Source organism: Flavobacteriales bacterium (assembly GCA_016779995.1).
Taxonomy (GTDB): domain Bacteria; phylum Bacteroidota; class Bacteroidia; order Flavobacteriales; family UBA7312; genus UBA8444.
In genome coordinates this window covers 1-25134 of sequence record JADHMO010000017.1, presented here as the reverse complement: position 1 = coordinate 25134, position 25134 = coordinate 1, and the positions used below count along the sequence as shown (strand labels likewise).

Genomic DNA, 25134 nt, shown 5'->3' with positions numbered 1-25134 from the left:
AAACCATACTGTTTTATAAGGTATCTTATTATCTTTTCTAAGGTTTGATAATGTCCTTATTGAAACCTTATATAATTGAGCTGCTTCTTTCTCTGTTAATACATCTATATTCATACTAATTTCTTTAGATTCAATTTGTTTTAAAATTAAATCAAAAAACATTAAATTAAATTAAATGTTTTTCACAAAAAGTTCATTTTTTTAACAGTCATTATTTCTATAAAATATTGATTTATAAATATTTATGATATTTATATAAAGTATTTTAAGAAATTTTTAAATAAAAAAGACGTCATATTTATTTGGAGTATTAAAAAAATGAAAAAAAATAATTTTTAACCCCAATTCTAACCCCACTTAAAGAAAAATCCCCCAATCTACTAGAGAATGAGGGACTATTTGTGGCGGTCTGGACGGGACTCGAACCCGCGACCCCATGCGTGACAGGCATGTATTCTAACCAACTGAACTACCAAACCGTTTCTATAAAAGAACAGCTTCTTACGAAGCGGTTGCAAATATAAATTGTTTTTTGAATTAGTAACAAAGATTATTTAAAAAAAATCAATGCAACTTAGCTCGTTTTCTAAGGTAGGATAATAAAATAGGATCGAAACCTACATTGATGTCCGATTCTACAAAGTCAATTTTGTATTGTATGCATTTCAACTTTAGGGCATTTAAAAATTCTTGGGATTTTTGCTGAAAATTTTTCTTGATTTCATTGGGTGATAATTTTAATTCCTCTCCCGTTTCCATATCCACGAACTTGTAGGGTCTATTTTCATAATCAAATTCCAATTCTTTGGATTTGTCCATGACGTGAAAAAGCACCACTTCGTGCTTATTAAATTTCAAATGCTGTAAAGCTGAAAATAATTCCTCACTTTTCTCAGAATTATCAAACATATCGCTGAACAGAATCACTAAAGAGCGTTGATGAATATTTTCAGCTATTTGATGTAGTCCATCAACAAGTCGAGAAGTTTTCATTAGTGGAGATTGTTTGAGCACCTTATCCAATTCATGCAAGAGGTACTGATGGTGCTTAGCACTGGTCTTTTCGATGGTATGTAAGTTTACTTTATCAGAAAATAAACTCAAGCCTACGGCATCTCTTTGTCTTTTCAATAGATTCATGAGTGCAGCAGCACATAAGACAGAAAAATACAGCTTATTGGGATTCTCCATACTTGGATTATCCTTATTAGGAAAATACATGGACGAAGATTGGTCAATGATAATTCTGCATCTAAGGTTGGTTTCTTCTTCAAAACGCTTAACAAAATACTTATCTGTTCTAGCAAATAGTTTCCAATCAATATGCCGAGTGCTCTCCCCAGAGTTGTACAATCTATGCTCGGCAAACTCCACAGAAAAACCATGAAATGGACTCTTATGAAGCCCTGTTATAAAACCTTCAACCACTTGATTGGCAAGGAGTTCAAGATTTTCAAATTTTTCTATGTGTTTTCTTTCTATCATAAATAAAAAAAGGGCAAAACGCCCTTTTTAAATGAATAGACCTTTGAATTACAGCTGAGCGTCTAATTTTTCAGCCAATACACTTTTAGGTACTGCACCGATTACTTTATCAACAATCTCACCATTTTTAAAAATTAATAAAGCAGGAATGTTACGAATACCGTATTCAGAAGGTACTGCTGAATTGTCATCAACATTTACCTTTCCAACTACTGCTTTTCCATCATAATCGTTTGCTAACTCATCAACGATAGGACCTACCATACGGCAAGGACCACACCAAGTAGCCCAAAAGTCTACTAATACAGGTTTGTCTGAGTCTAGTACTGTTTCTTTAAAATTTGCGTCTGTAATTTCTAATGCCATTGTATTTTTATAATTTTAGTTTATTGAAAAATGTGTGATACAAAATTACACATTTAATTGATTTTTATTTCCAAGAAAGGAATTTGTTTTAACTGCAATATAAAGGCTTCATCTAAGTTAATTTTAAACTTTCTTGAACGTAAAGGAACTTGATAGCCTTCGTCATAATCTGTTACTACAAACTTTAGGTTATGTTTTCCTGGAAACTGCTCTGATAATGATACAATAGATTCTATCACTTCCATATTCAAATCATCGATAGCTATTGAAACATTGACTGAGCGTAAAGTCTTTTCTTTGATTTCTGATAGCAGCTCTACTCCTACTAACTTCATCTCTAGTTCTCCATCTCCCCATTTTCTTTCTTGAACTCGGCATTGTGCGTGCAAAAACCAACCTTCCGTCATGTAGGCTTTATAGTCTGGGTAATCGCTACCAAACAAGAAGAAAGTAATGTTGTCATGATAATCTTCTAGGGTAAGCGTTCCAAATGGTTTACCTCCTTTAGTAAAGCGATGTTCTATGTTGGATACCATTCCAGCAATGTGAATATCTTTTCCTCTAATGCTAGACAAATCTTTTAACTCAGAAATATTGAAATTGCAGAAGTTTTCCATTTCTAGCTTATAATCATCTAGGGGGTGACCTGAAATATAAAAACCTACCACTTCTTTTTCCTTGTTAAGTAACTCTAAAGTGTTCCAAGGTTCTACCATAGGAATACTAGGCTCTAAAAGGTTTTCCTGCGAAGATTCGCCAAATAAGGACACCTGTGCTGAATCTAAATTTTCTTGATATTTATGACCATATCTTAATATTTTCTCTAAAAAAATACTTCCGTTACCTTCATCATAAAAATAGGTAGAACGCTTATGTCCAAAGCTATCAAAACCACCTGCATATACTAAACTTTCAAAAGCTCGTTTGTTAGCTGCTCTTAGGTCTATACGCTTGGCTAAATCAAAAATAGACTGGTAATTACCGTTTTCTTGACGTTCGTTAACAATGGTTTCTACAGCACCCTCGCCAACACCTTTTATCGCACCAAGACCAAAACGAATTTCGCCATTTTTGTTTACGGCAAACTTGTAAAAACTTTCATTCACATCTGGTCCTAACACCTTCACTCCCATACGTTTACACTCCTCCATGTAGAAGGTAACCTTCTTAATGTCGTTCATATTATGAGTTAGGTAGGCTGCCATATATTCAGCAGGATAATGTGCTTTCAAATAGGCCGTCTGAAAGGCTATCAAAGCGTAACAAGTAGAATGCGACTTATTGAATGCATAGGCGGCAAAAGCCTCCCAATCGCCCCAAATTTTTTCTGCTATGTCTGTATCGTGACCTCTTTCTTTACAGCCATCTAAAAACTTGGGTTTTAATTTTTGTAGTAAGGCGAAAATCTTTTTACCCATAGCTTTACGCAAAACATCGGCGTCTCCCTTAGAAAAACCCGCTAACTCCTGAGACAATAACATCACTTGCTCTTGATAGACTGTAATTCCATAAGTATCAGCCAAGATACCCGACATTTCAGGTAAATCATATACAATGTCTTCTTTACCGTGCTTACGAGCTATGAAATTGGGAATGTATTCCATTGGGCCAGGTCTGTAAAGGGCATTCATAGCTATTAAATCATCGAATTTATCTGGTTTTAATAGCTTGAGGTTTTTCTGCATTCCTGGTGATTCAAACTGAAAAATACCATTGGTTTCTCCCCTTTGAAATAGCTGATAGGTCAACTCATCATCGAGTGGTATTTCATCAGGGTCAATATCCACATCGTGAATGTGTTTGATGATTTTACAGCAATCCTTAATGATGGTTAAATTCTTAAGTCCAAGAAAATCCATCTTCAACATACCTGCCGATTCTACAACACTGTTGTCAAATTGAGTCACTAATAAATCGGCTCCTTTAGCTTTGCCAACAGGAACAAATTTTGTGATGTCGTCTGGCGTGATAATGACTCCACAGGCATGTACACCAATATTTCTTAAAGAACCTTCTAATATGGTGGCTTGTTGAATAGTTCTAGATTGTAGGCTATCTCCTTCAGCTAAGTCTTTGAAATCTTGAGCCATTTTAAACTGCTCAGAGTTTAGCTTATCTTTTAATTCTTTGTCTTCAAAACTGAACAATTTATTCAACTTGATATCTGGCATCTTTTTAGTCAGGGCATCGGCTTCTGACAAAGGTAAATCCAACACTCTAGCAGTATCCCTTAGAGATGATTTGGCCGCCATAGTACCATAAGTAATAATTTGAGCGACTTGGTTTTGTCCATATTTATTTACTACCCAATCAATTATTTTTCCTCTGCCTTCATCGTCAAAGTCAATATCAATATCTGGAAGTGATACCCTATCAGGATTTAAAAAACGCTCAAAAAGTAGGTCATACTTTATGGGATCTACATTGGTAATTCCAACGCAATAGGCTACTGCCGAACCTGCTGCCGAACCTCTACCCGGTCCTACAGAAACTCCCATCTTTCTAGCTTGAGAAGTAAAATCTTGGACTATTAAAAAATAACCCGGATATCCTGTTTTGGCAATGGTTTCTAATTCAAAATCCAAGCGTTCTTTTATTTCTTCTGTTATTTCAGCATAACGCTTTTTCGCACCCTCAAAAGTCAAATGACGTAAATAGGCATTCTCTCCTCTTTTACCACCGTCTTTTTTATCTTCTACATCAATGAACTCATTGGGTATATCAAAGGCTGGTAAGAGTACCTCTCGTTTCAATTCGTAAGACTCGACCTTATCAATGATTTCTTTGATATTTAGTATGCTCTCAGGAACATCTTTAAATAGAGATTTCATCTCCTCAGAGGATTTGAAAAAATATTGACTGTTGGCAAAGCCGTATCTAAAACCTCTACCTCTACCAATTGGAGTGGATTGCAACTCGGCATCTTTTACACACAATAAAATATCATGGGCGTTGGCATCTTCCTCATTAAGATAGTGTGAATTGTTAGCGGCAACTATCTTAACTTGGTGTTTTTGAGCAAGTTTCAATAAAGTATCATTAAGCCGTTTTTCTTCTTCTAAACCATGGCGTACTAACTCGATATAAAAGTCGTCAGCAAATTGTTCTTTCCACCACATTAAAGATTCTTCGGCTTGTTTTTCTCCAACGTTTAAAATTAAGTCCGACAACTCCCCTTTAACACCACCACTAAGAGCAATTAATCCTGTTTTGTATTGACTAACAACGGTTTTGTCAATTCTAGGAACATAATAGAACCCATCTACATAGGCGATGGAACTCATTTTAGCCAAATTGTGATAGCCTTCTTTGTTTTTGGCTAAAAAGACGACTCCTCTACCATTGTCCTTGACACTATGATTTTGATGGTCTTTACAAATGTTCAACTCACAGCCTACAATTCCTTTAAGAGGAAGATGCTTCAATTCTGCATCTAAGTCGCCATTTTTGACTTGTTTATTGTGCTCTATGACTGCTTTATTTATAGGGTGCTTATGTATAGCATCTACAAAATGGAAAGCTCCATATAAATTAGATGAATCCGTCAAAGCTACTGCAGGCATTCCCATTTCTACAGCTTTATCTACCAATTCATTAATTTTAGTAGTTGATTGAAGAACGGAAAACTGAGAATGGTTGTGTAAATGTGCAAAAGGCTCGTCACTTAAATCTACCTCATTAGCAGAGCTAAGGTATGTAGTGGTTTCTTTCTTATATTTTTTACTTTCTTCTTTAAGGTTTAAATGCTTTAATCCTAAGGTTTGTATAGTATCCGTATTGGTATTTTGAAATTCTGAGATGTAATCTTCAGTTTGTTGTAGTTCGTCAACAGAATAGTGTCCCAACCTTAATAATTCAAGAAAACATCGTGTAGTAGCCTCAACATCGGCAGTAGCATTATGAGCCTCAGCAAAAGTCTTATTGAATAAATGTGAATAAAGCTCAGTCAAGTTTGGTAACTTAAATTTACCACCTCTACCACCAGGAATTTCACAAAGTAGTGCTGTTTTTTCTGTACAGGTATCCAAAACTGGCATAGACGTCCAATCGATATCTTTTCCAGCACGATGAAACTCACAACCCCATACATTGACATCAAAACCTACATTTTGCCCAACAATGAATTTGGACTTAGAAACAGCTTGACTAAAAGCATCTAAAACCTCAGACAATTCATGCCCTTCTTGAGTAGCTAATTCAGTAGAAATGCCGTGTATTTTCTCTACTTCATAAGGAACATCAAAGCCATCAGGACGAATTAAAAAATCTTTATGCTCAATGATTTCACCCATGTGGTCATGCAATTGCCATGCAATTTGCACACATCTTGGCCAATTATCGGTGTCCGTTAATGGTGCTTTCCAGCTTCTAGGCAAACCAGTGGTTTCTGTATCAAAAATTAGGTACACGTATCTTCTTTTATTTTAATCTATGTAAAAGTAAAAATTAAGGCAAAAGAAATAAGCATTGTTAATAAGTATTAAAATTTAGTTTTTCTTTCTAATTAGAAGAAATAATTGCATATTTGCGCCCCTAATTATTAACCAGATACTACAGAGTTAGTTAAACTGAAACATTATGCCTACAAAAATTAGATTACAAAGACACGGTCGTAAAGCAAAGCCTATTTTTAAAATTGTTGTTGCTGATAGTCGTGCCAAAAGAGACGGTAAATTCATTGAGAATTTAGGTCAGTACAATCCTAACACCAATCCTGCAACTATTGAATTAAACTTTGATAGTGCTTTGAATTGGGTAATGAAAGGTGCACAACCTACAAATACTGCTTTAGCTTTATTAAAGTACAAAGGAGTTATGATGAAAAAACACCTTTTAGGTGGTGTTGCTAAAGGAGCGTTTTCTGAAGAAGAAGCTGATAAGCGATTTGAAGCTTGGTTAGCTGAAAAAGAAGACAAAATCAGTGCTAAGAAAGAAAATCTATCTAAAGCCGAAGCTGAAGCTAAAAAAGCTAGAATTACCGCTGAGAAAGAAATTAGTGATGCAAGAGCGCAAGAATTAGCAAACGCTAATGCTGCCCTAGCTGCTGAAGCTGCTGCAGTATCTGAAGAAGCTCCTGCTACTGAAGAAGCTCCTGTTGCTGAAGAAGCTCCTGTTGCTGAAGAAGCTCCTGTTGCTGAAGAAGCTCCTGCTGCTGAAGAAGCTCCTGTTGCTGAAGAAGCTCCTGCTGCTGAAGTAGCACCTGCTGCTGAAGAAGCTCCTGCTACTGAAGAAGCACCTGTTGCTGAAGAAGCACCTGCTGCTGAAGAAGCACCTGTTGCTGAAGAAGCTCCTGCTGCTGAAGAAGCTCCTGTTGCTGAAGATAAAGAAGAAAAATCCGCTGAGTAAATTGATTATGAAAAAGGAAGAATGTTTCTTTCTTGGAATAATCAGTAAAAAACACGGTTATAAGGGAGACGTCAATATTAAACTTGATGTCAATGCCTCTGAAAAATATAAGGAACTGGATTACTTATTCATTGATTTGAATGGTAATTTGGTTCCTTTTTTTATAAGCTCCCTACGCTTTAAAAACAACAACATCGCTTTAGTCAAATTTGAAGATGTAAAGGATGAGGATAGTGCCAATTCACTAATCGGAAAATCGACCTATTTACCGCTAGATTTGCTGGAAGAAGATGAAAGACCCCTACAAGCATTAATAGATTTTAAAGTTATTGATAAAAATCACGGTGAACTTGGTCAACTTATTGCCGTCCAAGAAAATAACCTTCAAGATTTAATGGTCATCGATTTCAAGGGCACAGAACTACTTATTCCATTTGTAGAAAACTATATAGATTCCATCGATCATAAAAAGAAAGAAATTCATCTGCATACGCCTGATGGTTTAATTGACCTTTACCTTTAGAATTTAACCAACAATAATTTAACTTCATCTATAGTTTCATAACTATATCTTTGTAAGATGAAAGTGTTAGTATTTATTCTTTGTTTTCCTTTAGTAGCTCTTTGCCAAAAAGATACTTTTCTGATAAAGGAAATGTATTACAAAGATAAAGACACCCTCATATTAGCTGATATTGAAGAAATTGAAATTTTACATTTTAAAAACCGTGAAGACGAAAGGTATTTTAGACGGCTTCAATACAAAACCCTCAAAGTCTATCCTTATGCTAAACTAGCCGCAGAACAATTGGACAGCATACAAACTCAATTAGAACTTATCCCCAAAAGAAGAAAACGCAAAGCCTATATCAAAGCCACAGAACAATGGGTCAAAGAAGATTTAGCACCAGAATTAAAAAAATTATCCCGTTGGGAAGGACGCATACTCTCTAAGCTGATTTATAGAGAAACCAACATCAGCACCTATCAAATAGTCAAGGATTTAAAAGGCGGTTTCCATGCCTTCTTTTGGCAAGGAATGGCAAAACTGTACGACAACAACCTTAAAACACCCTACCAACCCCAAAGTGTAGAAGAAGATAAATGGATAGAATACATCATTGTAGATGCAAAGAAAAAAGGGATAATCGAGTGATTTTATCTCGAAAACTGAGCCGATAGCTTTTTGTTTCTAGGTCCTTCAGAATAATCGTAAAAGCCTTCACCAGACTTGACCCCTAATTTACCCGCCGTTACCATATTGACTAATAATGGACAAGGGGCATATTTTGGATTACCAAAGCCATCGTGCATCACTTCTAAAATAGACAAGCAAACGTCTAAACCAATGAAATCAGCTAAATGCAATGGCCCCATAGGGTGTGCCATACCTAACATCATTACGGTATCAATTTCCTCTACCCCAGCCACGCCCTCGTGTAGCGTAATAATAGCTTCATTAATCATAGGCATCAAAATACGATTGGCAACAAAACCCGGATAATCGTTTACTTCAACAGGGACTTTATTTAAGGATTTGGAAACTTCCATTATGGTATTTGTCACTTCATCAGATGTAGCATAACCACGAATTACCTCCACCAACTTCATTACTGGCACAGGATTCATAAAGTGCATACCGATAACCTTGTCAGCACGTTGGGTAGCAGATGCAATTTTAGTAATAGAAATAGAAGATGTGTTTGAACCTAAAATGGTCTGCTCATCACACAACTCATCCAATTGAGAGAATATTTTAAGCTTAATATCCATATTTTCGGTAGCGGCTTCCACCACCAAATCCAAACCTTTTACAGCAGAAGACATATCGGTAAAGGTTTCTATGTTGTTTAGAGTATTTGTTTTGTCGGCTTCTGAAATTTTCTCCTTAGCCACCATTCTGTCTAGATTTTTAGAAATAGTAGCCAATGCTTTTTCTAAGGCTTTCTCTGACAAATCTATCAAGCGAACGCTATATCCACTTTGAGCAAATACATGAGCAATACCATTACCCATTGTTCCAGCACCAATAACACCAATATGTTTCATAATATCTTGATTTTATTTTGAGCAAAAGTAATAAATACTATTGGCTCTTTTTACGCAATAAAGGCACAAATGAAAAATCACCCAAAACCTTTTGTTCTATGTCGTTTTCAGAGGTTTTGGTGATTAATATCATTTTCTGAGTATCAGCACCACCTACTGGTATAACCATTCTACCTCCAACTTTCAATTGATTTAATAAATCTTCTGGAATGAAGGGAGCACCTGCAGTAACTATTATTTTATCAAAAGGGGCAAACTTTTCAAGTCCTTTATAACCATCTCCATAAAAGAACATGGTTTGATAGCCTAGCTTTGGTAAAAAATCCTTAGTCTTACGGTACAATTCTTTTTGCCTTTCTATACTAAACACTTGAGCTTTGAGCTCTAACAAAACAGCAGTTTGGTAACCAGAACCCGTACCCACTTCAAGTACTTTCTCACGAGCTTTTACATCCAATAATTCGGTTTGATATGCTACCGTATATGGATGAGAAATAGTCTGACCTGCACCAATAGGAAAGGCCTTATCTTGGTAAGCAAATTCTAGAAAGGCTTTATCAATAAACAAGTGTCTAGGGATTTTGGAAATTGCCATCAATACCTTTTCATCTTTAATTCCTTTTTCTCGCAGCACTTCAACTAGCTTGAGACGTAAGCCTTGATGTCTAAAATTATCATTCATATCAATAGGATTCAAAAATACTATTAAGTCTGTATTAAATTTCTATTTTAGCATAAATTATATTACTTCCATGTTGAAAATAGGAGTTATCGGTGCTGGTCACTTAGGAAAAATACATTTGAAATTACTTTTAGAGTTGAAAGATACTTTTGAAGTCATCGGATTTTATGACACCGATAGAGAAAATGCTAAAATTGTAAACCGTTCTTTTAGAGTAAAATCTTATAAATCTGTAGAACTCCTCATTGAAGAAGCTGATGTTATTGATATTGTCTCGCCAACTATTTCTCACTACGACTGCGCTAGTTTAGCTATTCGTTCGAACAAGCACGTCTTTATTGAAAAGCCCATTACTCAAACCGTTCTAGAAGCAGAAACTCTGATGAAACTTTCTAGAGAGGCAGGTGTAAAAGTACAAGTTGGGCATGTTGAACGTTTTAATTCGGCTTTCAAATCAGCTCAAAACTATGTCAATCAGCCCTTATTCATAGAATCTCACAGATTAGCAGAATTTAATCCTAGAGGTACCGATGTACCTGTAGTGCTAGACCTGATGATTCACGATTTGGATATCGTTTTGAAATTGGTTAATTCTTCTGTAAAAAGCGTACAAGCCTCTGGAGTTTCTGTCGTAAGTGATACTCCAGACATTGCCAATGCTAGAATAGAATTTAACAACGGCTGCGTATGTAATCTTACTGCAAGTAGAATGTCTCTTAAAAACATGCGTAAAAGCCGTGTTTTTCAAAAAGACGCCTACATATCTATCGATTACCTTGAAAAGAAAACAGAGGTTATCCGACTTAAAAACATCAAACCATCTGAAGAAATTGACCCTTTAGCAGTAGTCCTAGACCTAGGCAAAGGAAAAAGAAAAAAGCAAATCTATTTTGAAAACCCTAAGATAGAAGAAAATAATGCCATCAAAGATGAATTCATCAGCTTTGCTAATGCTATCAATCAAGATATTGAACCTGAAGTATCCATTACAGATGGATTAAGAGCCTTAGAATTGGCAGTAGTCATTCTTGAAAAAATGAAATTAAACCATCAATTGAATGTGGTGTAATACTTTTTGATTTATTGCGTTAAACTATGCATATGAGATTCATTCTTTTCTTAACAACATTATTATTTTTATTCAGTTGCGAAGTAATCAATACCGAAGAAGATATTCCTTCAATAATTACCATAGAATCCATAGAAGTTAATGGAAATCATAGCTCTAAAATCACAGATGCGTGGGTATATATAGATAATGAATTTCAGGGTGTTTTTCCTTTACCCGCCAATTTTCCTGTCTTAAAGACTGGTGAACAAGAAATAATCATCGAAGCAGGTATTAAGAAAAATGGCATTTCTTCTAGTCGTGAAAACTATCCTTTCTTCACCTCGTTTGAAATTAACTCAGAACTCCTTGAAAATCAAAATACTTCTTTTAGTCCAACAGTGAGTTATTCACTGAATAGCTTTCCCTACAACGAAAATTTTGAAGGTGTAGGAACAAGCCTTAGTATCGTTTCTGATTCTAGCAGTCATACCATTGAAAAGATTTACGATAGCTCCAATAACAATTATGGCAACTATTATGCCAAAAGCGTAATCTCTGGCGAATTTGGTGAACTTTTTGAGTGTAATACACCTGATTTTGACCTGCCAAAAGATAAAGTAGTCTATCTTGAAATGGATTATAAATGCAATGCACCAATAATAGTTGGAATATATGCTAACGGAAGTTCACAAATTGATAAAAACACCATTATTTATCTTAATGAAAAGGAAGAATGGAATAAGATTTATATCTCGCTAACTGAAATTATTTACAATTATAATGATGCTAATGATTATAAATTATTTTTCGCTATCCCTAGAGATACAACCGTAGCACAAAACGAAATGTATTTAGATAATATTAGACTCCTCTATGAAGAATAACCTTCTACATACGCTTAAATACATTGGTATAGACATTATTAGTGCATCTTTAGCTTGGTTGTTGTTCATGTATTACAGAGTAGTGTATTTAGATGAATCTCTTTTTGTACTAAAACCAGAGTATATTTTAAATATGTCCATCATTAGTCTTTGTTGGCTAACATTTTATTCTTTACTCGGGCAATACAACGCTATTTATCGTAAATCTAGACTTAAAGAAATTAGTCAGATTTTTATGGCTACATTAATTGGAGTAACCGTTATTTTCTTTGCTGTACTTCTAGACGATTTCATCATCAACTACAAACAATATTATACCTCATTCATTGCATTATTTTGTTTTCACTTTGTCATTACATCTTTTTTCAGACTTCTTTTAACTACTAGAACTGCTATAAGAATTCATAACAAAGTTATTGGCTTTAATACCCTAATAATTGGAAGTAATGAAAAGGCAGAACTTTTATTCAAAGAGTTAGAAAGCGAACAAAAATCAAGTGGTCATATACTATTGGGCTTTCTAAATGTAGATAGTAAAAAAAGTCACTTGCTAGACCAATACATTCCTCATTTAGGAAGTTTCGAACAAGCCAAACAAATAATTAAGGACAAAGCTATTGAAGATGTTATCATAGCTATCGAGTCATCCGAACACCACAAAATTGAGCGTATTCTCAATGAATTAGAAACTATCAATGTATATGTTAAAATCATTCCTGATATGTACGATATACTTTCTGGTAGTGTAAAAATGAATTCTATACTTGGTACGCCTCTCATTGAAATAAAGCAAAAACTGTTACCACAATGGGAGTTTGTAGTCAAACGGTTTTTAGATTACCTATTTTCACTATTAGCAATTATACTATTATCACCATTTATGATATTAACTGCTATAGCTGTTAAATTAAGTTCAGCTGGAGCTATTATCTACAAACAAGAACGAATAGGACAATACGGCAAGAAATTCAATATCTATAAGTTCAGATCAATGTATGAAGATGCTGAAAAAGAAGGCCCCAAACTCTCTAGTAAAACAGATTCAAGAATTACCCCTTGGGGACGTGTGATGAGAAGAATTCGTCTAGATGAAACTCCACAATTTTTTAATGTCTTGTTTGGTCATATGAGTTTTGTAGGCCCTCGACCAGAACGTGACTTTTTCGCCAATCAGCTCATTAAAAAAGCACCACACTACAAACATATTTATAGAGTAAAACCAGGAATTACATCTTGGGGTATGGTAAAATTTGGCTATGCTGAAAATATAGATGAAATGCTCGAAAGATTAAAGTACGACATTCTTTATATCGAAAATATGTCCCTACTTATTGACCTTAAAATAATGATTCACACCGTACTTATCATAATGCAAGGTAGAGGTAAGTAGTATTACCTTCTATTTTTCTTCCAATTACTTATGTGTTCAGTTTGCACACCACCCGAACTCAGCGAAGGGCTTTGTGTTTGCAAATGTCTAGCTAATAGTGCTGCTATTTCAGCTTCTTCTTCACAACTCTGATCTAAAACAGAAGGGTCTGTGAAATGAGTTTTTACAAAATGGGTGTCAAAATCACCATTAACGAAATTAGGATGATCCATCACAAATAAAGCAAAAGGTAAAGTAGTCTTGACTCCAGCAACAGTATAATCCATAATAGCTCTTTTCATTCTAGAGATAGCTTCTTCCCTATCTTTACCATAAGTTATTAGTTTGGATAGCATAGAGTCATAAAAAATGGGGATTTCCATACCTTCCTCAAAACCATTGTCTAATCTAACACCTACACTATCAGGTAGGACGTAACGCTTTAGTGTACCGATATCAGGCGCAAAATTATTCATAGGGTCTTCTGCATATACTCTTACTTCTAGGGCATGTCCTTGAATGGACAAATCGTCTTGAGTAAAAGACAGTGAATGACCTTGAGCAATTTTAATTTGTTCTTTGACCAAATCCACACCAGTAATCATTTCTGTAACGGGGTGTTCAACTTGTAGTCTAGTATTCATTTCTAGAAAATAGAACTCTTTATTTTCATCGAGTAAAAACTCTACTGTTCCAGCACCAACATAGTCGCAAGATTTAGCCACATTAACAGCACATTGTCCCATGGCTTCACGAATTTCTGGGGTAAGTACTGCCGACGGGGCTTCTTCAATAACTTTCTGATGGCGACGCTGAATTGAGCATTCTCTTTCAAAAAGGTGTACAACATTACCGTGTGTATCGGCTAATACTTGTATTTCTATATGTCTTGGCGAACCCACATATCGTTCTATAAAGACCGAGCCATCACCAAAAGAAGATAGGGCTTCGCTTACAGCCAATTTCATCTGTTCTTCAAAATCTTTGGCTTGTTCTACAACTCGCATTCCCTTACCACCGCCACCTGCAGCAGCTTTAATAAGTATAGGATATCCTATATTTTGTGCAATAGATTTAGCTTCTTCTAAATCTGCAATCTTTTCATCAGTGCCGGGCACCATAGGCACATCAAAAGCTTTTACAGTAGCTTTGGCTTTGAGCTTATCGCCCATCATCTCCATAGCCTCTGCTGAAGGACCTATGAGAATAATGTTTTCCTTAACTAATCGTCTAGCAAAATCAGCATTTTCAGATAAAAAACCATATCCAGGATGAATTGCATCAACCTCTAGATTTTTGCATGTCTCAATGATTTTTTCAACATTAAGATAGGACTCAGATGATGGTGGTGCACCTACACATACGGCCTCATCGGCATAGCTAACGTGTGGCGATAAACGATCGGCTTCAGAATATATAGCAACCGTTTTAATACCCATTTCCTTAGCAGAACGCATCACACGTAAAGCTATTTCTCCTCTGTTTGCGATTAATATTTTTTTCATTTTTCTCAAAATCTAGTGTAAATATAGGATAAAAAAAAAGCAGCCAAACAGCTGCTTTTATAATTTTATTAATGTTCTATGCCAAGACTTCTTTGACCTTATCGGCAGCCTCTTGTAATAGAATGGCAGAAATAACTTTTAGTCCACTTTCATCAATTAGCTTTTTAGCTTCTACAGCATTAGTACCTTGTAGTCTTACGATGATTGGGATATTTATTTCTCCTATATTTTTATAAGCGTCAACAACACCTTGTGCTACTCTATCGCAACGCACAATACCTCCAAAGATATTTACTAAGATAGCTTTCACACCCTCATCTTTCATAATGATTCTAAAGGCTTGTTCTACACGGGCGGCATCGGCTGTACCACCAACATCTAGGAAGTTAGCAGGATTACCACCCGCTTGTTTGATGATATCCATAGTTGCCATAGCCAAACCAGCACCGTTTACCATACAGCCCACGTTACCATCTAATTTAACGAAGTTTAAGCCATATTCTCCAGCTTCTACTTCTGTTGGGTCTTCTTCTCTTTTATCTCTTAAGGCTGCATAATCTTTATGTCTGAATAAAGCATTGCCATCGAGAGCAACTTTAGAATCTACTGCTAAAATTTTATCATCTGAAGTTTTTAAAACTGGGTTAATCTCGAATAAGGCAGCATCAATACCATCGTATGCCGCATACAATGCCGAAACAAACTTAGTCATCTCTTTAAAAGCTGTACCACTTAAGCCTAAGTTAAAAGCAATTTTTCTACACTGAAAGCCTTGCAAACCAACTTTAGGGTCTATTTCTTCAGTAAATATCAAGTGTGGAGTCTTGTCAGCAACTTCTTCAATGTCCATCCCACCTTCTGTAGAATACATGATCATATTTCTACCAGTAGAACGATTTAGCAATACTGACATATAGTATTCAGAAGTTTCACTTTCACCGGGATAATATACATCTTCGGCAATCAGTACTTGGTGTACTAATTTACCTTCGGCAGAAGTCTGAGGAGTAACCAAGTGCATACCTAAAATATCATTAGCAATGTTTTTAACGTCATCTAAAGATTTAGCGAGTTTTACACCACCACCTTTACCACGACCACCAGCGTGAACTTGGGCTTTGACAACCCACCACGATGTTCCTGTTTCTTCATTCAATTGTTTGGCTGCCGCAACAGCTTCGTCAGGAGTAGAGGCTACAATACCTCTTTGTATACGAACTCCAAAACTATTTAAGATTTCTTTTCCTTGATACTCGTGTAAATTCATAATGAAAATTTTAGTTGAGCAAAAGTAAATTAATGTTTGGAATAATGAAACAACAGAACGGCATTATTTGGTAAATTTGTCCCCTAATTATCAACACTTAATGAAGCACCTTTTTCTATTACTTTTTAGTTTTCCCCTAATTATTCAGGCACAGACCAAAGCATATCAAATTAAAAGAGCTGAAACAAAACCTACAACTGATGGTAAAATAACAGCTAAAGAATGGGCTATGCATAATTTAGCTGGAGAATTTATAAGTTATTATCCTATTAGTGGTGCAACTATGCCCAAAGGTTTTAAAACAGAATGGAAAGCCACTTACGACAATCAATCCATCTATTTTGCGGTATCTATGTATGACCCCAGAGCCGATAGTATTATGAGTCAATTGTGCAAACGAGATAGAATTGAAGGAAGTAACAACGACCACATTTTAATTCGAATAAACCCTTATCAAGATGGACAAACCGATTTTGGTTTTAAGCTATCGCCTTTAGGTGTTCAAGAAGATGTAAAATTCACGACTAACAGAGAAGATTCCAATTGGGACATGGTTTGGAAAAGTGCTACTCACCGAGATGACAAAGGTTGGTATGCTGAGTTTGAAATCCCCTATTCTGCTTTGCGTTTTCCAAAAAGTGAAGTACAAGATTGGAGTGTCAATATCGTTAGACATATCAGAAGATACCGAGCATCTTATGCGTGGAATCCTATAGATATTACCAATGAGAATATCAGTTCTCAAGCGGGAACAGTTAAAGGGTTCAAAAATATAGAACCCCCTTTGCGATTGTCATTTTTGCCCTACATATCTTCTTATGCCACAAACTTTGACGGAGAAACAGAGTATAGCCTTAATGGGGGTATGGACGTTAAGTATGGCATCAACGAAAGTTTTACTTTAGATATGACTTTGATACCTGATTTTGGACAAGTAGGCTTTGACAATCAAGTACTAAACCTCTCTCCTTTTGAAGTGCAATACGATGAGAAAAGACCGTTTTTTACTGAAGGTACAGAGTTGTTTGACAAAGGCTATCTTTTTTATTCTAGACGTATCAGTAATAATTTATTAAATGCCACCAAAGTAACAGGAAGAACTAAAAACAACTTAGGTGTAGGTATTCTAAATGCCCTAACCAACGAAACAGAAAACGACCCCTTGAGTAATTACAATATTGTTGTTCTTGACCAGTCTTTTGCCAACAACTCCTACCTGACATTTACCAATACTAATGTACAACGTAAAGGTGGCGATAAAGCTAATGTTACTGGATTGCTGTCAGTTTTTAGAAACAAGAGCAATACCTATCAATTTTTTGGTAATTATAGATATAGCCATGTCAAAGGTTCAGAAGATACAGAACAAGGCTTTGCCTCCTATATGAATGTCAGTAAGGTAGCTGGTAAGTTACAATTCGGACTAGCCAACAACATAGAGAGCGATACTTACAACCCCAATGATATGGGCTTTTTGTACAACAACAACGAGTTTAACACCTCGGCAGACATTAGTTACCGCATTACAGAATCTACACAACGATTGGTCGATTTTAAATGCAATGCATATATAAGCTATGAACAATTGTATAAACCACGTTTATTTAGTGAATTGAGCTATGAAGTGCGTCAGGTATCCACTTTCAGAAACTTTTTGACTTGGGGTGTTTCATCAAATGGAGAATTGACTGAAGGAAACGACTATTTTGAATCCAGAACCACCATTGACGATGTCTTTAAGCGTTCTAAAAACTACATTGCACGTATGTTTTTCTCTAGTGACTATCGAAAAAAACTAGCCCTTGACATAAGTTTTGGTGGTGGTCAAGCCCCTTTGTATGACGAGCATACCTTGTTTTTCCGTATGTCGCCAAGAGTGCGTTTTAGTGAGAAACTATTCATGTACTACGTCTTTTCGACCAGTATGACAGACAACGAAACGGGCTACATCACTTCAGATAATGGCAATTCTATTTTCTCAACGCGTAAAAAGCAATTCTTTACCAATGTGCTAAAAGCCGAGTACGTACTAAATACAAAGATGAGTTTTGATTTTAAATTCAGACACCATTGGGAACAAGTGAGAAACTATTCCTTCCACACTTTAGACCGTTATGGTTATTTGCAAGACAGCGATTATGTTGGCGAAAACAACGTCAATTTTAACGCTTGGAACATCGATTTAAATTTCAACTATTGGTTTGCCCCTGCTAGTGAGATTAGTATCGTTTGGAAGAACTCCATTTTAACATCTGGTAGTCGAATAGAAAGCTATTACAAAGATAATTTAGAAGCCTTATTGAACAACCCTCAAGAGAATAGTTTATCTTTGAGACTTCGATACTTTTTAGATTATAAATATTTGCAAAAGAAGTGATAGCAGTCAAAGATATATACAAGAGTTATGGCGACTTAGAGGTACTTAAAGGACTAAATCTAAGTGTAGATTCTGGCGAAACCGTATCTATAGTAGGTGCGTCGGGAGCTGGTAAAACTACCCTTTTACAAATTATTGGCACACTTGACAAAGCAGACGCTGGGCAATTGTCAATCAACGGTACGGATTTAACTCAACTTGACGACAAGCAACTATCTCAGTTTAGAAACGAATCTATAGGATTTATCTTTCAATTTCACAATTTGTTATCCGAATTTACAGCTTTAGAAAACATCTGTTTACCAGCCTTCATTAAGGGAACAAATCGTAAAGATGCCGAAAAACACGCACAAGAGTTATTGACTATTCTTAACCTACAAGACAGAGCCCACCACAAACCCAATGCCCTTTCTGGTGGCGAACAACAACGTGTAGCAGTAGCTCGAGCGTTAATCAACAATCCTTCAGTACTTCTAGCCGATGAACCTTCTGGAAATTTGGATTCTAAAAATGCCGATGAACTCCATCAGTTGCTTTTGAATCTCAACAAAGAAATGGGACAATCTTGTATTATTGTTACTCACAACACTGCTTTTGCAGATATGGCAGACCGTAAACTAACTATGGTCGATGGTATGATTATAAAATAATATTTTACCAGTTATACTTTTTATATTACCTTTGCTTTTTAATGAAGTTCCTGTACCCTCAATTTTTGTACGCCCTCGCTCTTGTAGCAATCCCTATCATTATTCATTTATTCAATTTCAGAAAGTTCCGTACGGTTTACTTTTCTAATGTGCAGTTTTTAAAGTCTGTTAAAGAGAAAACTAAATCTCAATCTCAGCTCAAGCACTTACTCATATTACTCTCTAGGATATTAGCCATTACGGCATTAGTTTTAGCCTTTGCCCAACCTTATATTCCTGCCGATGAATCTAGCCAACAAGCTAAGAAATATGCAGTCAGTATTTATATTGATAATTCCTTCAGTATGGACGCTGAAAATGAACAAGGCAGACTACTTTTAAACGCCAAGCAACACGCTCAAGCCATTGTTGATGCTTATGCTAGTAGCGATGAATTTTACTTGTTAAACAACGATTTTAGAGGCATTCAACAAAGGGCACTCAACAAAGAGCAATTTTCTAAGGCCTTAAATGCCATTGAAAGTTCGGCACGTACCCACACCCTCAATCAAATTTACAAACGCCAAAAAAATATCCTTGAAAAGAGCTCATCGGATAAAAAAGATATTTATATCATTTCTGATTTTCAAAACGCCATTTCGGATTTAGATATTAATAGTCAAGATTCCCTCTATTCTGTTAGATTAGTTGCAGTAAAACCTTACACCAACGCCAATTTGTATGTCGATAGCTGTTGGCTTAACACTCCTAACCCACAACTAGAACAAAACATTAGCCTTTTTGCTAGGGTAAAAAATAATAACTCTGAAGAAAAAAGAGAAGTCAATATAGGCTTAGAAGTCGATGGGCAACAAAAAGCCATAGCTACTAAAGAAGTCGCTAATGAAGACGTTATTGAACTTAACTTTACAGTCAATACGGTAGGTTGGCACAAGGGAAAATTGAGTTTACAAGATTATCCCATTAGTTTTGATGATGACTTCTATTTTAGTTTTGAGGTAAAACCCCAACTGAATGTTCAGCACATTTATGAGAGTACATCTCAAGGCTCACTAGAAAAACTCTTTGCTAAGGACAACTATTTCAATTACAACAAACAAAACATTAAGCAAATCGATTACAAGGGATTAAACCAATCTCAGCTTATCATTTTAGATGGTATAAAAGACTTATCCTCGGGCTTTCAGCAAAGTCTTAAAAATGCCATAGAAAAAGGCTCGTCAGTACTCGTGTTCCCTAATGCTGACTTAAATACTGCAACTTTCAAGACCTTTAGTCAATTGTTAAATATTGACCACTATGAAAAGTTGAACGAGCAAGAAATAAAAATACAATCTTTAGAAGATAAACACCCCCTATTTGATGGTGTTTTTGAAACGGTTGATGAACGTTTGAACTTTCCGAAAGTCAAGCAATATTATACTATCGGTCAGCAGTCAAGAAGTGTAGGCGTACCCATTCTTAAACTAGAAGATAACAATGGCTTTTTAAACGAATACCAATTAGCCAAAGGCAAGGTTTACCTTTCTTCGGTTGGTCTAGATGATAGCTTTGGTAATTTTAGTCAACACGCTTTGTTTGTACCCATACTCTACAACATCGCTTCCTATGCTGGTGGCAAACAAAATTTATTCTATACCATAGGACAAGAGAATATTCCTATTTCAACAAGGACTTTCGAAAGCCCTATGCGTTTGTTTAACGACAAGAGTGAGATAATACCCGAAGTTAGCCCAAGTGGCTTGTGGTTAGCCAATCAGATAACTGAGGCTAATCATTACGAACTCAAGGATAACAAGCAAGAAACTAAGGCTTTTCTCAGCTTTAACTACAACCGAACAGAAAGTGATTTGACCTTAGCAGATGAGGAAAGTTTAAGAAGTCTTAGTGAACAACAAGCCAATGTCTTTTTCCTAGAAAGTAAATTGGACAATTTGAGCAATTACCTTCAAAATTTAAATACAGGTATTCCCTTATGGCTAAGTTGTATCCTACTTACCTTATTCTTTTTATTGATAGAAACCCTTTTAATACGATTATTATGAGCATATTATTTCAATCCGTTAAAGTGATAGATTCACAATCCAAGTACAACAACACAACCGTAGATGTCTTGGTCAATAAAGGTGTCATTGAATCCATTGGTAAAAACATTGAACCACCCAAAAAATGTAAAATCATACACGGAAAGGGACTGCATTTATCGCCCGGTTTGATGGATTTGCACGTCAATTACAGAGATCCTGGTTACGACTGGAAAGAAGATTTGAATACTGGAATACAAGCCTCAGCAAAAGGAGGCTTTACCTCAGTACTCTATATGCCTAGTAACAATCCGAGTACCAATAGCAAAGTACAAGTCGATTATATCCGAAATGCCACTAAAGGAAGTGTGGTAGAAGTCTTACCAGCAGGAAATGTTACAGTAAACCATCAAGGGCAACAACTCACTGAGCTGTATGAAATGAGCCAATCGGGAGCAAAAGCCTTTACTGACGATAGAAACAGTATCCAGAAGGCAGATGTGATGAAGTTAGCCCTACTCTACACCAAAAACTTTGACGGACTAGTCATGAATCAGCCTAACGATAAAACCATCAGCTCTGAAGGTAAAATGAACGAAGGCATAGCCAGTACAAAACTAGGTTTGAAAGGAATACCAGCACTTGCCGAAGAAGTGATGTTAGCTAGAGACATCGAATTGCTAGAATATACCCAAGGTAAATTTCACGCCAGTAGAATTTCTACTAAAAAAAGCGTAGAACTTATACGAGCAGCCAAGAAAAAAGGTCTGAATATAAGTGCCGATGTAGCCATACATAATCTAATTTTAAAAGACCAAGATTGCGCCACTTTCGATAGCAATTACAAGGTATTTCCACCTCTAAGAACCTCTGAAGATATTCAAGCCTTGATAGAAGGTTTAAAAGATGGTACTATTGACGCTATTTGTTCTGACCATTGCCCTGAAGATATAGAACATAAAGTACTGACTTTCGACCACGCCAATTTTGGTATCATAGGAGCACAAACGGTTTTACCTTTAGCCCTAGAATTGCAAAAGGAATTAGGACTTCATACCATCATTGATGCCCTGAGCCACAATCCTAGAAAACTTCTAGGTATTGACTGCCCGACTATAGAAGAAGGTGCAGAAGCCAACCTATGTTGTTTTAGTACTAGCGACGAATGGACCTTTACTAAAGAAAGCATCGTATCTAAATCCAAAAATACGCCTTTCCTCAACCGAACTTTCAAAACGAAAGTATGGGGAACGGTTAAAGGATCACTAAGTACCTTTTAAAAGTCTATACTCAAACCGTCGTATGCCAATCGTATATGTTGTGGTAAGTCCCTATTAACGCTGTGGTGGTCGCCCATAAGGTGGCTAATGTGCGTCAAAAAAACCGACTCTGCCCCCACTTTTTGAGACAGCTCTACGGCTTCGTCTAAAGTAAAATGAGAGATGTGTTTTTCTTTTCTTAAAGCACTAACTATAAGTGTTTTACAACCTATTATCTTTTGTAATTGTTTATTATCAATATAATTCACATCGGTAATGTAAACTAAATCATTTATACGAAAACCCAAGACCTTCATTTTGTGGTGCATCAACTCAATGCTTTGAAAAGGAATATCGCCAATGCTAAAGTTAGATTCAGCATCTATGGTATGCAATTGCACTTTGGGAATACCGGGGTATTGATAGGTCGAAAAGACATAATGAAATTCTCGTTTTAGAGCCTCTTGCACCCGATCTGTGGCATAAATGGGCATATCCCTTTTGAACTTGAAATTAAAAGCCCTCACATCGTCCATACCCGCTATATGGTCTTTATGCTCGTGAGTAAACAAGACAGCATCTAATTTTTGGACATTTTCTCTCAACATCTGTTGTCTAAAATCAGGACCTGTATCAATGACTACCGTAGTATTATCACTTTCTATCATGACAGACGTTCTGAGACGTTTATCCTCGCTATGTACCGATATACATACCTCACACTGACAGCCAATGACGGGTACGCCTTGAGAAGTTCCTGTACCTAAAAAAGTGATTTTCATTAATTCGAAAATTTTGTCTAAAAATAACACTATTATAGTTGTTATTTAACATTCTGTTTTTACATTTGCTAAAAGAATATAAGTATGAAAAAAGCCGTAGTTTTATCTCCTACCCAAAAAGCCCTGCAAATTAACTTAGACAGTACCCTTTACGGAACTTTTGCTGAGATTGGTGCTGGACAAGAAGTTGTAAGGCATTTTTTCAGAGCTGGTGGTGCTTCAGGAACCATAGCCAAAACTATGTCTGCTTACGATAAAGATTTTAGCGATGCTATCTACGGCAAAGAAATTGATGGACGTTACGTTTCTCGTTCTCGACTAAAGAAGATACTTAATCAAGAATACGGACTCATTGAGAGCCGTTTAAAACGCAAAGAACACCCTGATAAAAAATACTTCACCTTTGCCAATACCCTAGCCACCATCAATTACTCCAAAACAGTAAAAGGTCACGGCTGGATGGGTTGTCGCTTTCAGACTGACCCCAACAAAAGCTACAACGAAGTTATTTTTCACGTTAGACTCAACGACAACGATGCCAAGCTACAACAAGAAACTATTGGCGTTATGGGTACTAACCTCATTTACGGATGTTTTAACTACTACAACGAGCCTAAGAAACTCATACAATCCATTTACGACAATCTTAGTAGAGATAATGTAGAAATGGATATGATACATATGGAAGGCCCTGAATTTAAAGGAGTGGACAATCGCCTACTCAGCTTAATCTTAGTTAAGGAAAATATGACCGATGCCGTTATCTTCGGTCCTGATGGCAAAAACCAACAACCGTCCGATGTCCTTTACAAGAAAAACATTTTGACTATTCGAGGAAGTTTCAGACCCGTAACTAAGGTCAACCTCGATATGATGGAAAACGGTTACAATTCTTTTATCAAAGAAAATAAGGTGGACAAAGACAATGTGCAATTGTTATTTGAAATTACCCTAAGTAACCTTAAGATGGAAGGCGATATTGACGAAAAAGATTTCCTAGACAGAGCCGATATTCTCTGTTCTCTAGGGCATTCCGTACTCATTTCCAATTATAGACAGTACTACAAGCTGATTGAGTATTTTTCCAATTATACCAAAGCACGTATGGGGCTAATCATAGGAGTAAACAATTTATTGGAGATTTTTGACGATAAATATTACCGCAACCTCAATGGTGGTATTTTAGAAGCCTTTGGTATTCTCTTTACACGAGATTTAAAAATATACCTCTACCCCTACCAAGCCGATGCTAACGACACCTTGCTCAATAGCAAAAACATACCCATTCATAGAAGATTGCGTCCCCTTTATGACTATTTGCTAACCAATGGTAGAATAAAAGATTTGAACTTCAAACCCAAAGTTTTACAAATTTTCTCTAGAGATATACTGGAGAAAATAAGAAAGAAAAAAGACGGATGGCAAGATGGTGTACCCGATGGAGTGAGTGACATCATTGTTAAGAAAAAATTATTCGGTATGAAATAAAAAAAAGCGACTTCGGTCGCTTTTTTACTTATAGCACTCAAATATATCCTACTCCACAGGCAGTTGAAACAGATAATACCCCCCACTGTCCTTAGTCTGTAGCTTGGCTGGTGCGTATGAGACTAAGGACTTCATAACACCTTCTCTATTTTTATTGTTTTTTTTCATAGCTCATTTTTAAAAATCCTTAGTCGCCACTACCCTATACCAAACCCCTCAGACTAAGGACAGTGGGGTTGTGGACCTGATGGATAATTTGAATTTCCTTCCTCGAATGAAGAATTTGACACTAAATTAACTTGAGAATAACATAAGTTTTATTGCAAGTTAAACACTTTTGTTTAAACAAAAAAAAAGACTGCTCAAAAATGAGCAGTCTTTAATAGGATAAAGGTTTTATTCAACTAATAGGCTCTTTCGTTTCGTCCCTCCACATAATTGATAAAAGATTTGTTTACCACCCTATTCCCTCCTGGTGTAGGATAGTTTCCTGTAAAATACCAATCTCCTTTATGTTGAGGACAAGCTAAGTGCAAATCTTCTATGGTTT

20 protein-coding genes and 1 tRNA gene are annotated in these 25134 nt (G+C 36.0%); 11 read left to right on the top strand and 10 right to left on the bottom strand.

The features are described from left to right. Window positions 1-402: 402 nt before the first annotated feature. The 4 genes from ISP71_08195 to dnaE form a co-directional block, all read right to left on the bottom strand. Window positions 403-479, bottom strand: a tRNA-Asp gene (locus ISP71_08195). 85 nt (window positions 480-564) lie between these two features. Continuing rightward, on the bottom strand, window positions 565-1485 hold the full coding sequence (locus tag ISP71_08190) for a DUF58 domain-containing protein (protein MBL6664064.1): 921 nt from the start codon (window positions 1483-1485) through the stop codon (window positions 565-567). A gap of 48 nt (window positions 1486-1533) precedes the next feature. Continuing rightward, window positions 1534-1851, bottom strand: coding sequence for a thioredoxin (gene trxA / locus ISP71_08185; GenBank protein MBL6664063.1), 318 nt, complete (start codon window positions 1849-1851; stop codon window positions 1534-1536). Window positions 1852-1904: 53 nt separating this feature from the next. Further along, complete coding sequence (dnaE, locus tag ISP71_08180) at window positions 1905-6260, bottom strand: DNA polymerase III subunit alpha (protein ID MBL6664062.1); 4356 nt, start codon at window positions 6258-6260, stop codon at window positions 1905-1907. A gap of 169 nt (window positions 6261-6429) precedes the next feature. Here dnaE and ISP71_08175 point away from each other — a divergent pair, with 169 nt between their 5' ends. Genes ISP71_08175 through ISP71_08165 form a run of 3 tightly spaced genes read left to right on the top strand, consistent with a single transcriptional unit; the run spans window position 6430 to window position 8353 of the window. After that, window positions 6430-7197 (top strand): 30S ribosomal protein S16, encoded by a 768-nt coding sequence (locus ISP71_08175; protein ID MBL6664061.1) that lies wholly within the window; start codon window positions 6430-6432, stop codon window positions 7195-7197. A gap of 7 nt (window positions 7198-7204) precedes the next feature. After that, window positions 7205-7720, top strand: a complete 516-nt coding sequence (rimM, locus tag ISP71_08170; protein ID MBL6664060.1) for a 16S rRNA processing protein RimM — start codon at window positions 7205-7207, stop codon at window positions 7718-7720. A 57-nt stretch (window positions 7721-7777) separates the two neighbouring features. Next, the gene (locus ISP71_08165) at window positions 7778-8353 is read left to right on the top strand and encodes a DUF4294 domain-containing protein (protein MBL6664059.1); all 576 of its coding nucleotides are present in this window, start codon (window positions 7778-7780) and stop codon (window positions 8351-8353) included. 2 nt (window positions 8354-8355) lie between these two features. Here ISP71_08165 and ISP71_08160 read toward each other — a convergent pair whose 3' ends face one another. Next, window positions 8356-9246 carry a 3-hydroxybutyryl-CoA dehydrogenase gene (locus ISP71_08160; GenBank protein ID MBL6664058.1) on the bottom strand — a complete coding sequence of 297 codons (891 nt, stop codon included), beginning with the start codon at window positions 9244-9246 and terminating at the stop codon, window positions 8356-8358. Between the two features lie 37 nt (window positions 9247-9283). Then, the gene (locus tag ISP71_08155) at window positions 9284-9928 is read right to left on the bottom strand and encodes a protein-L-isoaspartate(D-aspartate) O-methyltransferase (protein MBL6664057.1); all 645 of its coding nucleotides are present in this window, start codon (window positions 9926-9928) and stop codon (window positions 9284-9286) included. Window positions 9929-9998: 70 nt separating this feature from the next. On the opposite strand from ISP71_08155, the gene ISP71_08150 reads away from it, so the two are divergent. Genes ISP71_08150 through ISP71_08140 form a run of 3 tightly spaced genes read left to right on the top strand, consistent with a single transcriptional unit; the run spans window position 9999 to window position 13253 of the window. Continuing rightward, window positions 9999-10997 (top strand): Gfo/Idh/MocA family oxidoreductase, encoded by a 999-nt coding sequence (locus ISP71_08150; protein ID MBL6664056.1) that lies wholly within the window; start codon window positions 9999-10001, stop codon window positions 10995-10997. Between the two features lie 32 nt (window positions 10998-11029). Next, window positions 11030-11863: a hypothetical protein gene (locus ISP71_08145; GenBank protein MBL6664055.1), complete on the top strand. Its 834-nt coding sequence runs from the start codon at window positions 11030-11032 to the stop codon at window positions 11861-11863. Next, entirely contained in the window at window positions 11853-13253 is a 1401-nt protein-coding gene (locus tag ISP71_08140; GenBank protein ID MBL6664054.1) for a sugar transferase, read from the top strand. The genes ISP71_08145 and ISP71_08140 overlap by 11 nt, the downstream gene beginning before the upstream one ends. 2 nt (window positions 13254-13255) lie before the next feature. Here ISP71_08140 and accC read toward each other — a convergent pair whose 3' ends face one another. Next, window positions 13256-14737: an acetyl-CoA carboxylase biotin carboxylase subunit gene (gene accC / locus ISP71_08135; protein MBL6664053.1), complete on the bottom strand. Its 1482-nt coding sequence runs from the start codon at window positions 14735-14737 to the stop codon at window positions 13256-13258. 76 nt (window positions 14738-14813) lie between these two features. Continuing rightward, entirely contained in the window at window positions 14814-16004 is a 1191-nt protein-coding gene (gene sucC / locus ISP71_08130) for an ADP-forming succinate--CoA ligase subunit beta (GenBank protein MBL6664052.1), read from the bottom strand. A 100-nt stretch (window positions 16005-16104) separates the two neighbouring features. On the opposite strand from sucC, the gene ISP71_08125 reads away from it, so the two are divergent. From ISP71_08125 to ISP71_08110, 4 genes are read left to right on the top strand one after another with little or no spacing between them, the layout of a single operon-like run. Beyond that, window positions 16105-18381 (top strand): carbohydrate binding family 9 domain-containing protein, encoded by a 2277-nt coding sequence (locus tag ISP71_08125; GenBank protein MBL6664051.1) that lies wholly within the window; start codon window positions 16105-16107, stop codon window positions 18379-18381. Continuing rightward, the gene (locus ISP71_08120) at window positions 18378-19031 is read left to right on the top strand and encodes an ABC transporter ATP-binding protein (protein MBL6664050.1); all 654 of its coding nucleotides are present in this window, start codon (window positions 18378-18380) and stop codon (window positions 19029-19031) included. Before ISP71_08125 ends, ISP71_08120 begins: the two co-directional genes overlap by 4 nt. 41 nt (window positions 19032-19072) lie before the next feature. Further along, window positions 19073-21076 carry a BatA domain-containing protein gene (locus ISP71_08115; protein ID MBL6664049.1) on the top strand — a complete coding sequence of 668 codons (2004 nt, stop codon included), beginning with the start codon at window positions 19073-19075 and terminating at the stop codon, window positions 21074-21076. Beyond that, complete coding sequence (locus ISP71_08110; GenBank protein MBL6664048.1) at window positions 21073-22335, top strand: dihydroorotase; 1263 nt, start codon at window positions 21073-21075, stop codon at window positions 22333-22335. The genes ISP71_08115 and ISP71_08110 overlap by 4 nt, the downstream gene beginning before the upstream one ends. On the opposite strand, the gene ISP71_08105 is transcribed toward ISP71_08110, so the two are convergent. Next, the gene (locus tag ISP71_08105) at window positions 22332-23096 is read right to left on the bottom strand and encodes an MBL fold metallo-hydrolase (protein ID MBL6664047.1); all 765 of its coding nucleotides are present in this window, start codon (window positions 23094-23096) and stop codon (window positions 22332-22334) included. The two genes, ISP71_08110 and ISP71_08105, sit on opposite strands and share 4 nt — an antisense overlap. 84 nt (window positions 23097-23180) lie before the next feature. Between ISP71_08105 and ISP71_08100 the strand changes: the two genes are divergently transcribed. Then, on the top strand, window positions 23181-24584 hold the full coding sequence (locus tag ISP71_08100; GenBank protein MBL6664046.1) for a TonB-dependent receptor: 1404 nt from the start codon (window positions 23181-23183) through the stop codon (window positions 24582-24584). Between the two features lie 404 nt (window positions 24585-24988). Here the strand turns inward: ISP71_08100 and ISP71_08095 are convergent. After that, window positions 24989-25134, bottom strand: a 146-nt coding sequence (locus ISP71_08095) for a hypothetical protein (GenBank protein ID MBL6664045.1), incomplete at its 5' end; no start/stop codon positions are given.

Coding starts and splice junctions, on each gene's coding strand:
- ISP71_08190 (MBL6664064.1), bottom strand. CDS start 1,485: ATGATAGAAAGAAAACACATAGAAAAATTTGAAAATCTTGAACTCCTT.
- trxA (MBL6664063.1), bottom strand. CDS start 1,851: ATGGCATTAGAAATTACAGACGCAAATTTTAAAGAAACAGTACTAGAC.
- ISP71_08175 (MBL6664061.1), top strand. CDS start 6,430: ATGCCTACAAAAATTAGATTACAAAGACACGGTCGTAAAGCAAAGCCT.
- rimM (MBL6664060.1), top strand. CDS start 7,205: ATGAAAAAGGAAGAATGTTTCTTTCTTGGAATAATCAGTAAAAAACAC.
- ISP71_08165 (MBL6664059.1), top strand. CDS start 7,778: ATGAAAGTGTTAGTATTTATTCTTTGTTTTCCTTTAGTAGCTCTTTGC.
- ISP71_08160 (MBL6664058.1), bottom strand. CDS start 9,246: ATGAAACATATTGGTGTTATTGGTGCTGGAACAATGGGTAATGGTATT.
- ISP71_08155 (MBL6664057.1), bottom strand. CDS start 9,928: ATGAATGATAATTTTAGACATCAAGGCTTACGTCTCAAGCTAGTTGAA.
- ISP71_08150 (MBL6664056.1), top strand. CDS start 9,999: ATGTTGAAAATAGGAGTTATCGGTGCTGGTCACTTAGGAAAAATACAT.
- ISP71_08145 (MBL6664055.1), top strand. CDS start 11,030: ATGAGATTCATTCTTTTCTTAACAACATTATTATTTTTATTCAGTTGC.
- ISP71_08140 (MBL6664054.1), top strand. CDS start 11,853: ATGAAGAATAACCTTCTACATACGCTTAAATACATTGGTATAGACATT.
- accC (MBL6664053.1), bottom strand. CDS start 14,737: ATGAAAAAAATATTAATCGCAAACAGAGGAGAAATAGCTTTACGTGTG.
- sucC (MBL6664052.1), bottom strand. CDS start 16,004: ATGAATTTACACGAGTATCAAGGAAAAGAAATCTTAAATAGTTTTGGA.
- ISP71_08125 (MBL6664051.1), top strand. CDS start 16,105: ATGAAGCACCTTTTTCTATTACTTTTTAGTTTTCCCCTAATTATTCAG.
- ISP71_08115 (MBL6664049.1), top strand. CDS start 19,073: ATGAAGTTCCTGTACCCTCAATTTTTGTACGCCCTCGCTCTTGTAGCA.
- ISP71_08110 (MBL6664048.1), top strand. CDS start 21,073: ATGAGCATATTATTTCAATCCGTTAAAGTGATAGATTCACAATCCAAG.
- ISP71_08105 (MBL6664047.1), bottom strand. CDS start 23,096: ATGAAAATCACTTTTTTAGGTACAGGAACTTCTCAAGGCGTACCCGTC.
- ISP71_08100 (MBL6664046.1), top strand. CDS start 23,181: ATGAAAAAAGCCGTAGTTTTATCTCCTACCCAAAAAGCCCTGCAAATT.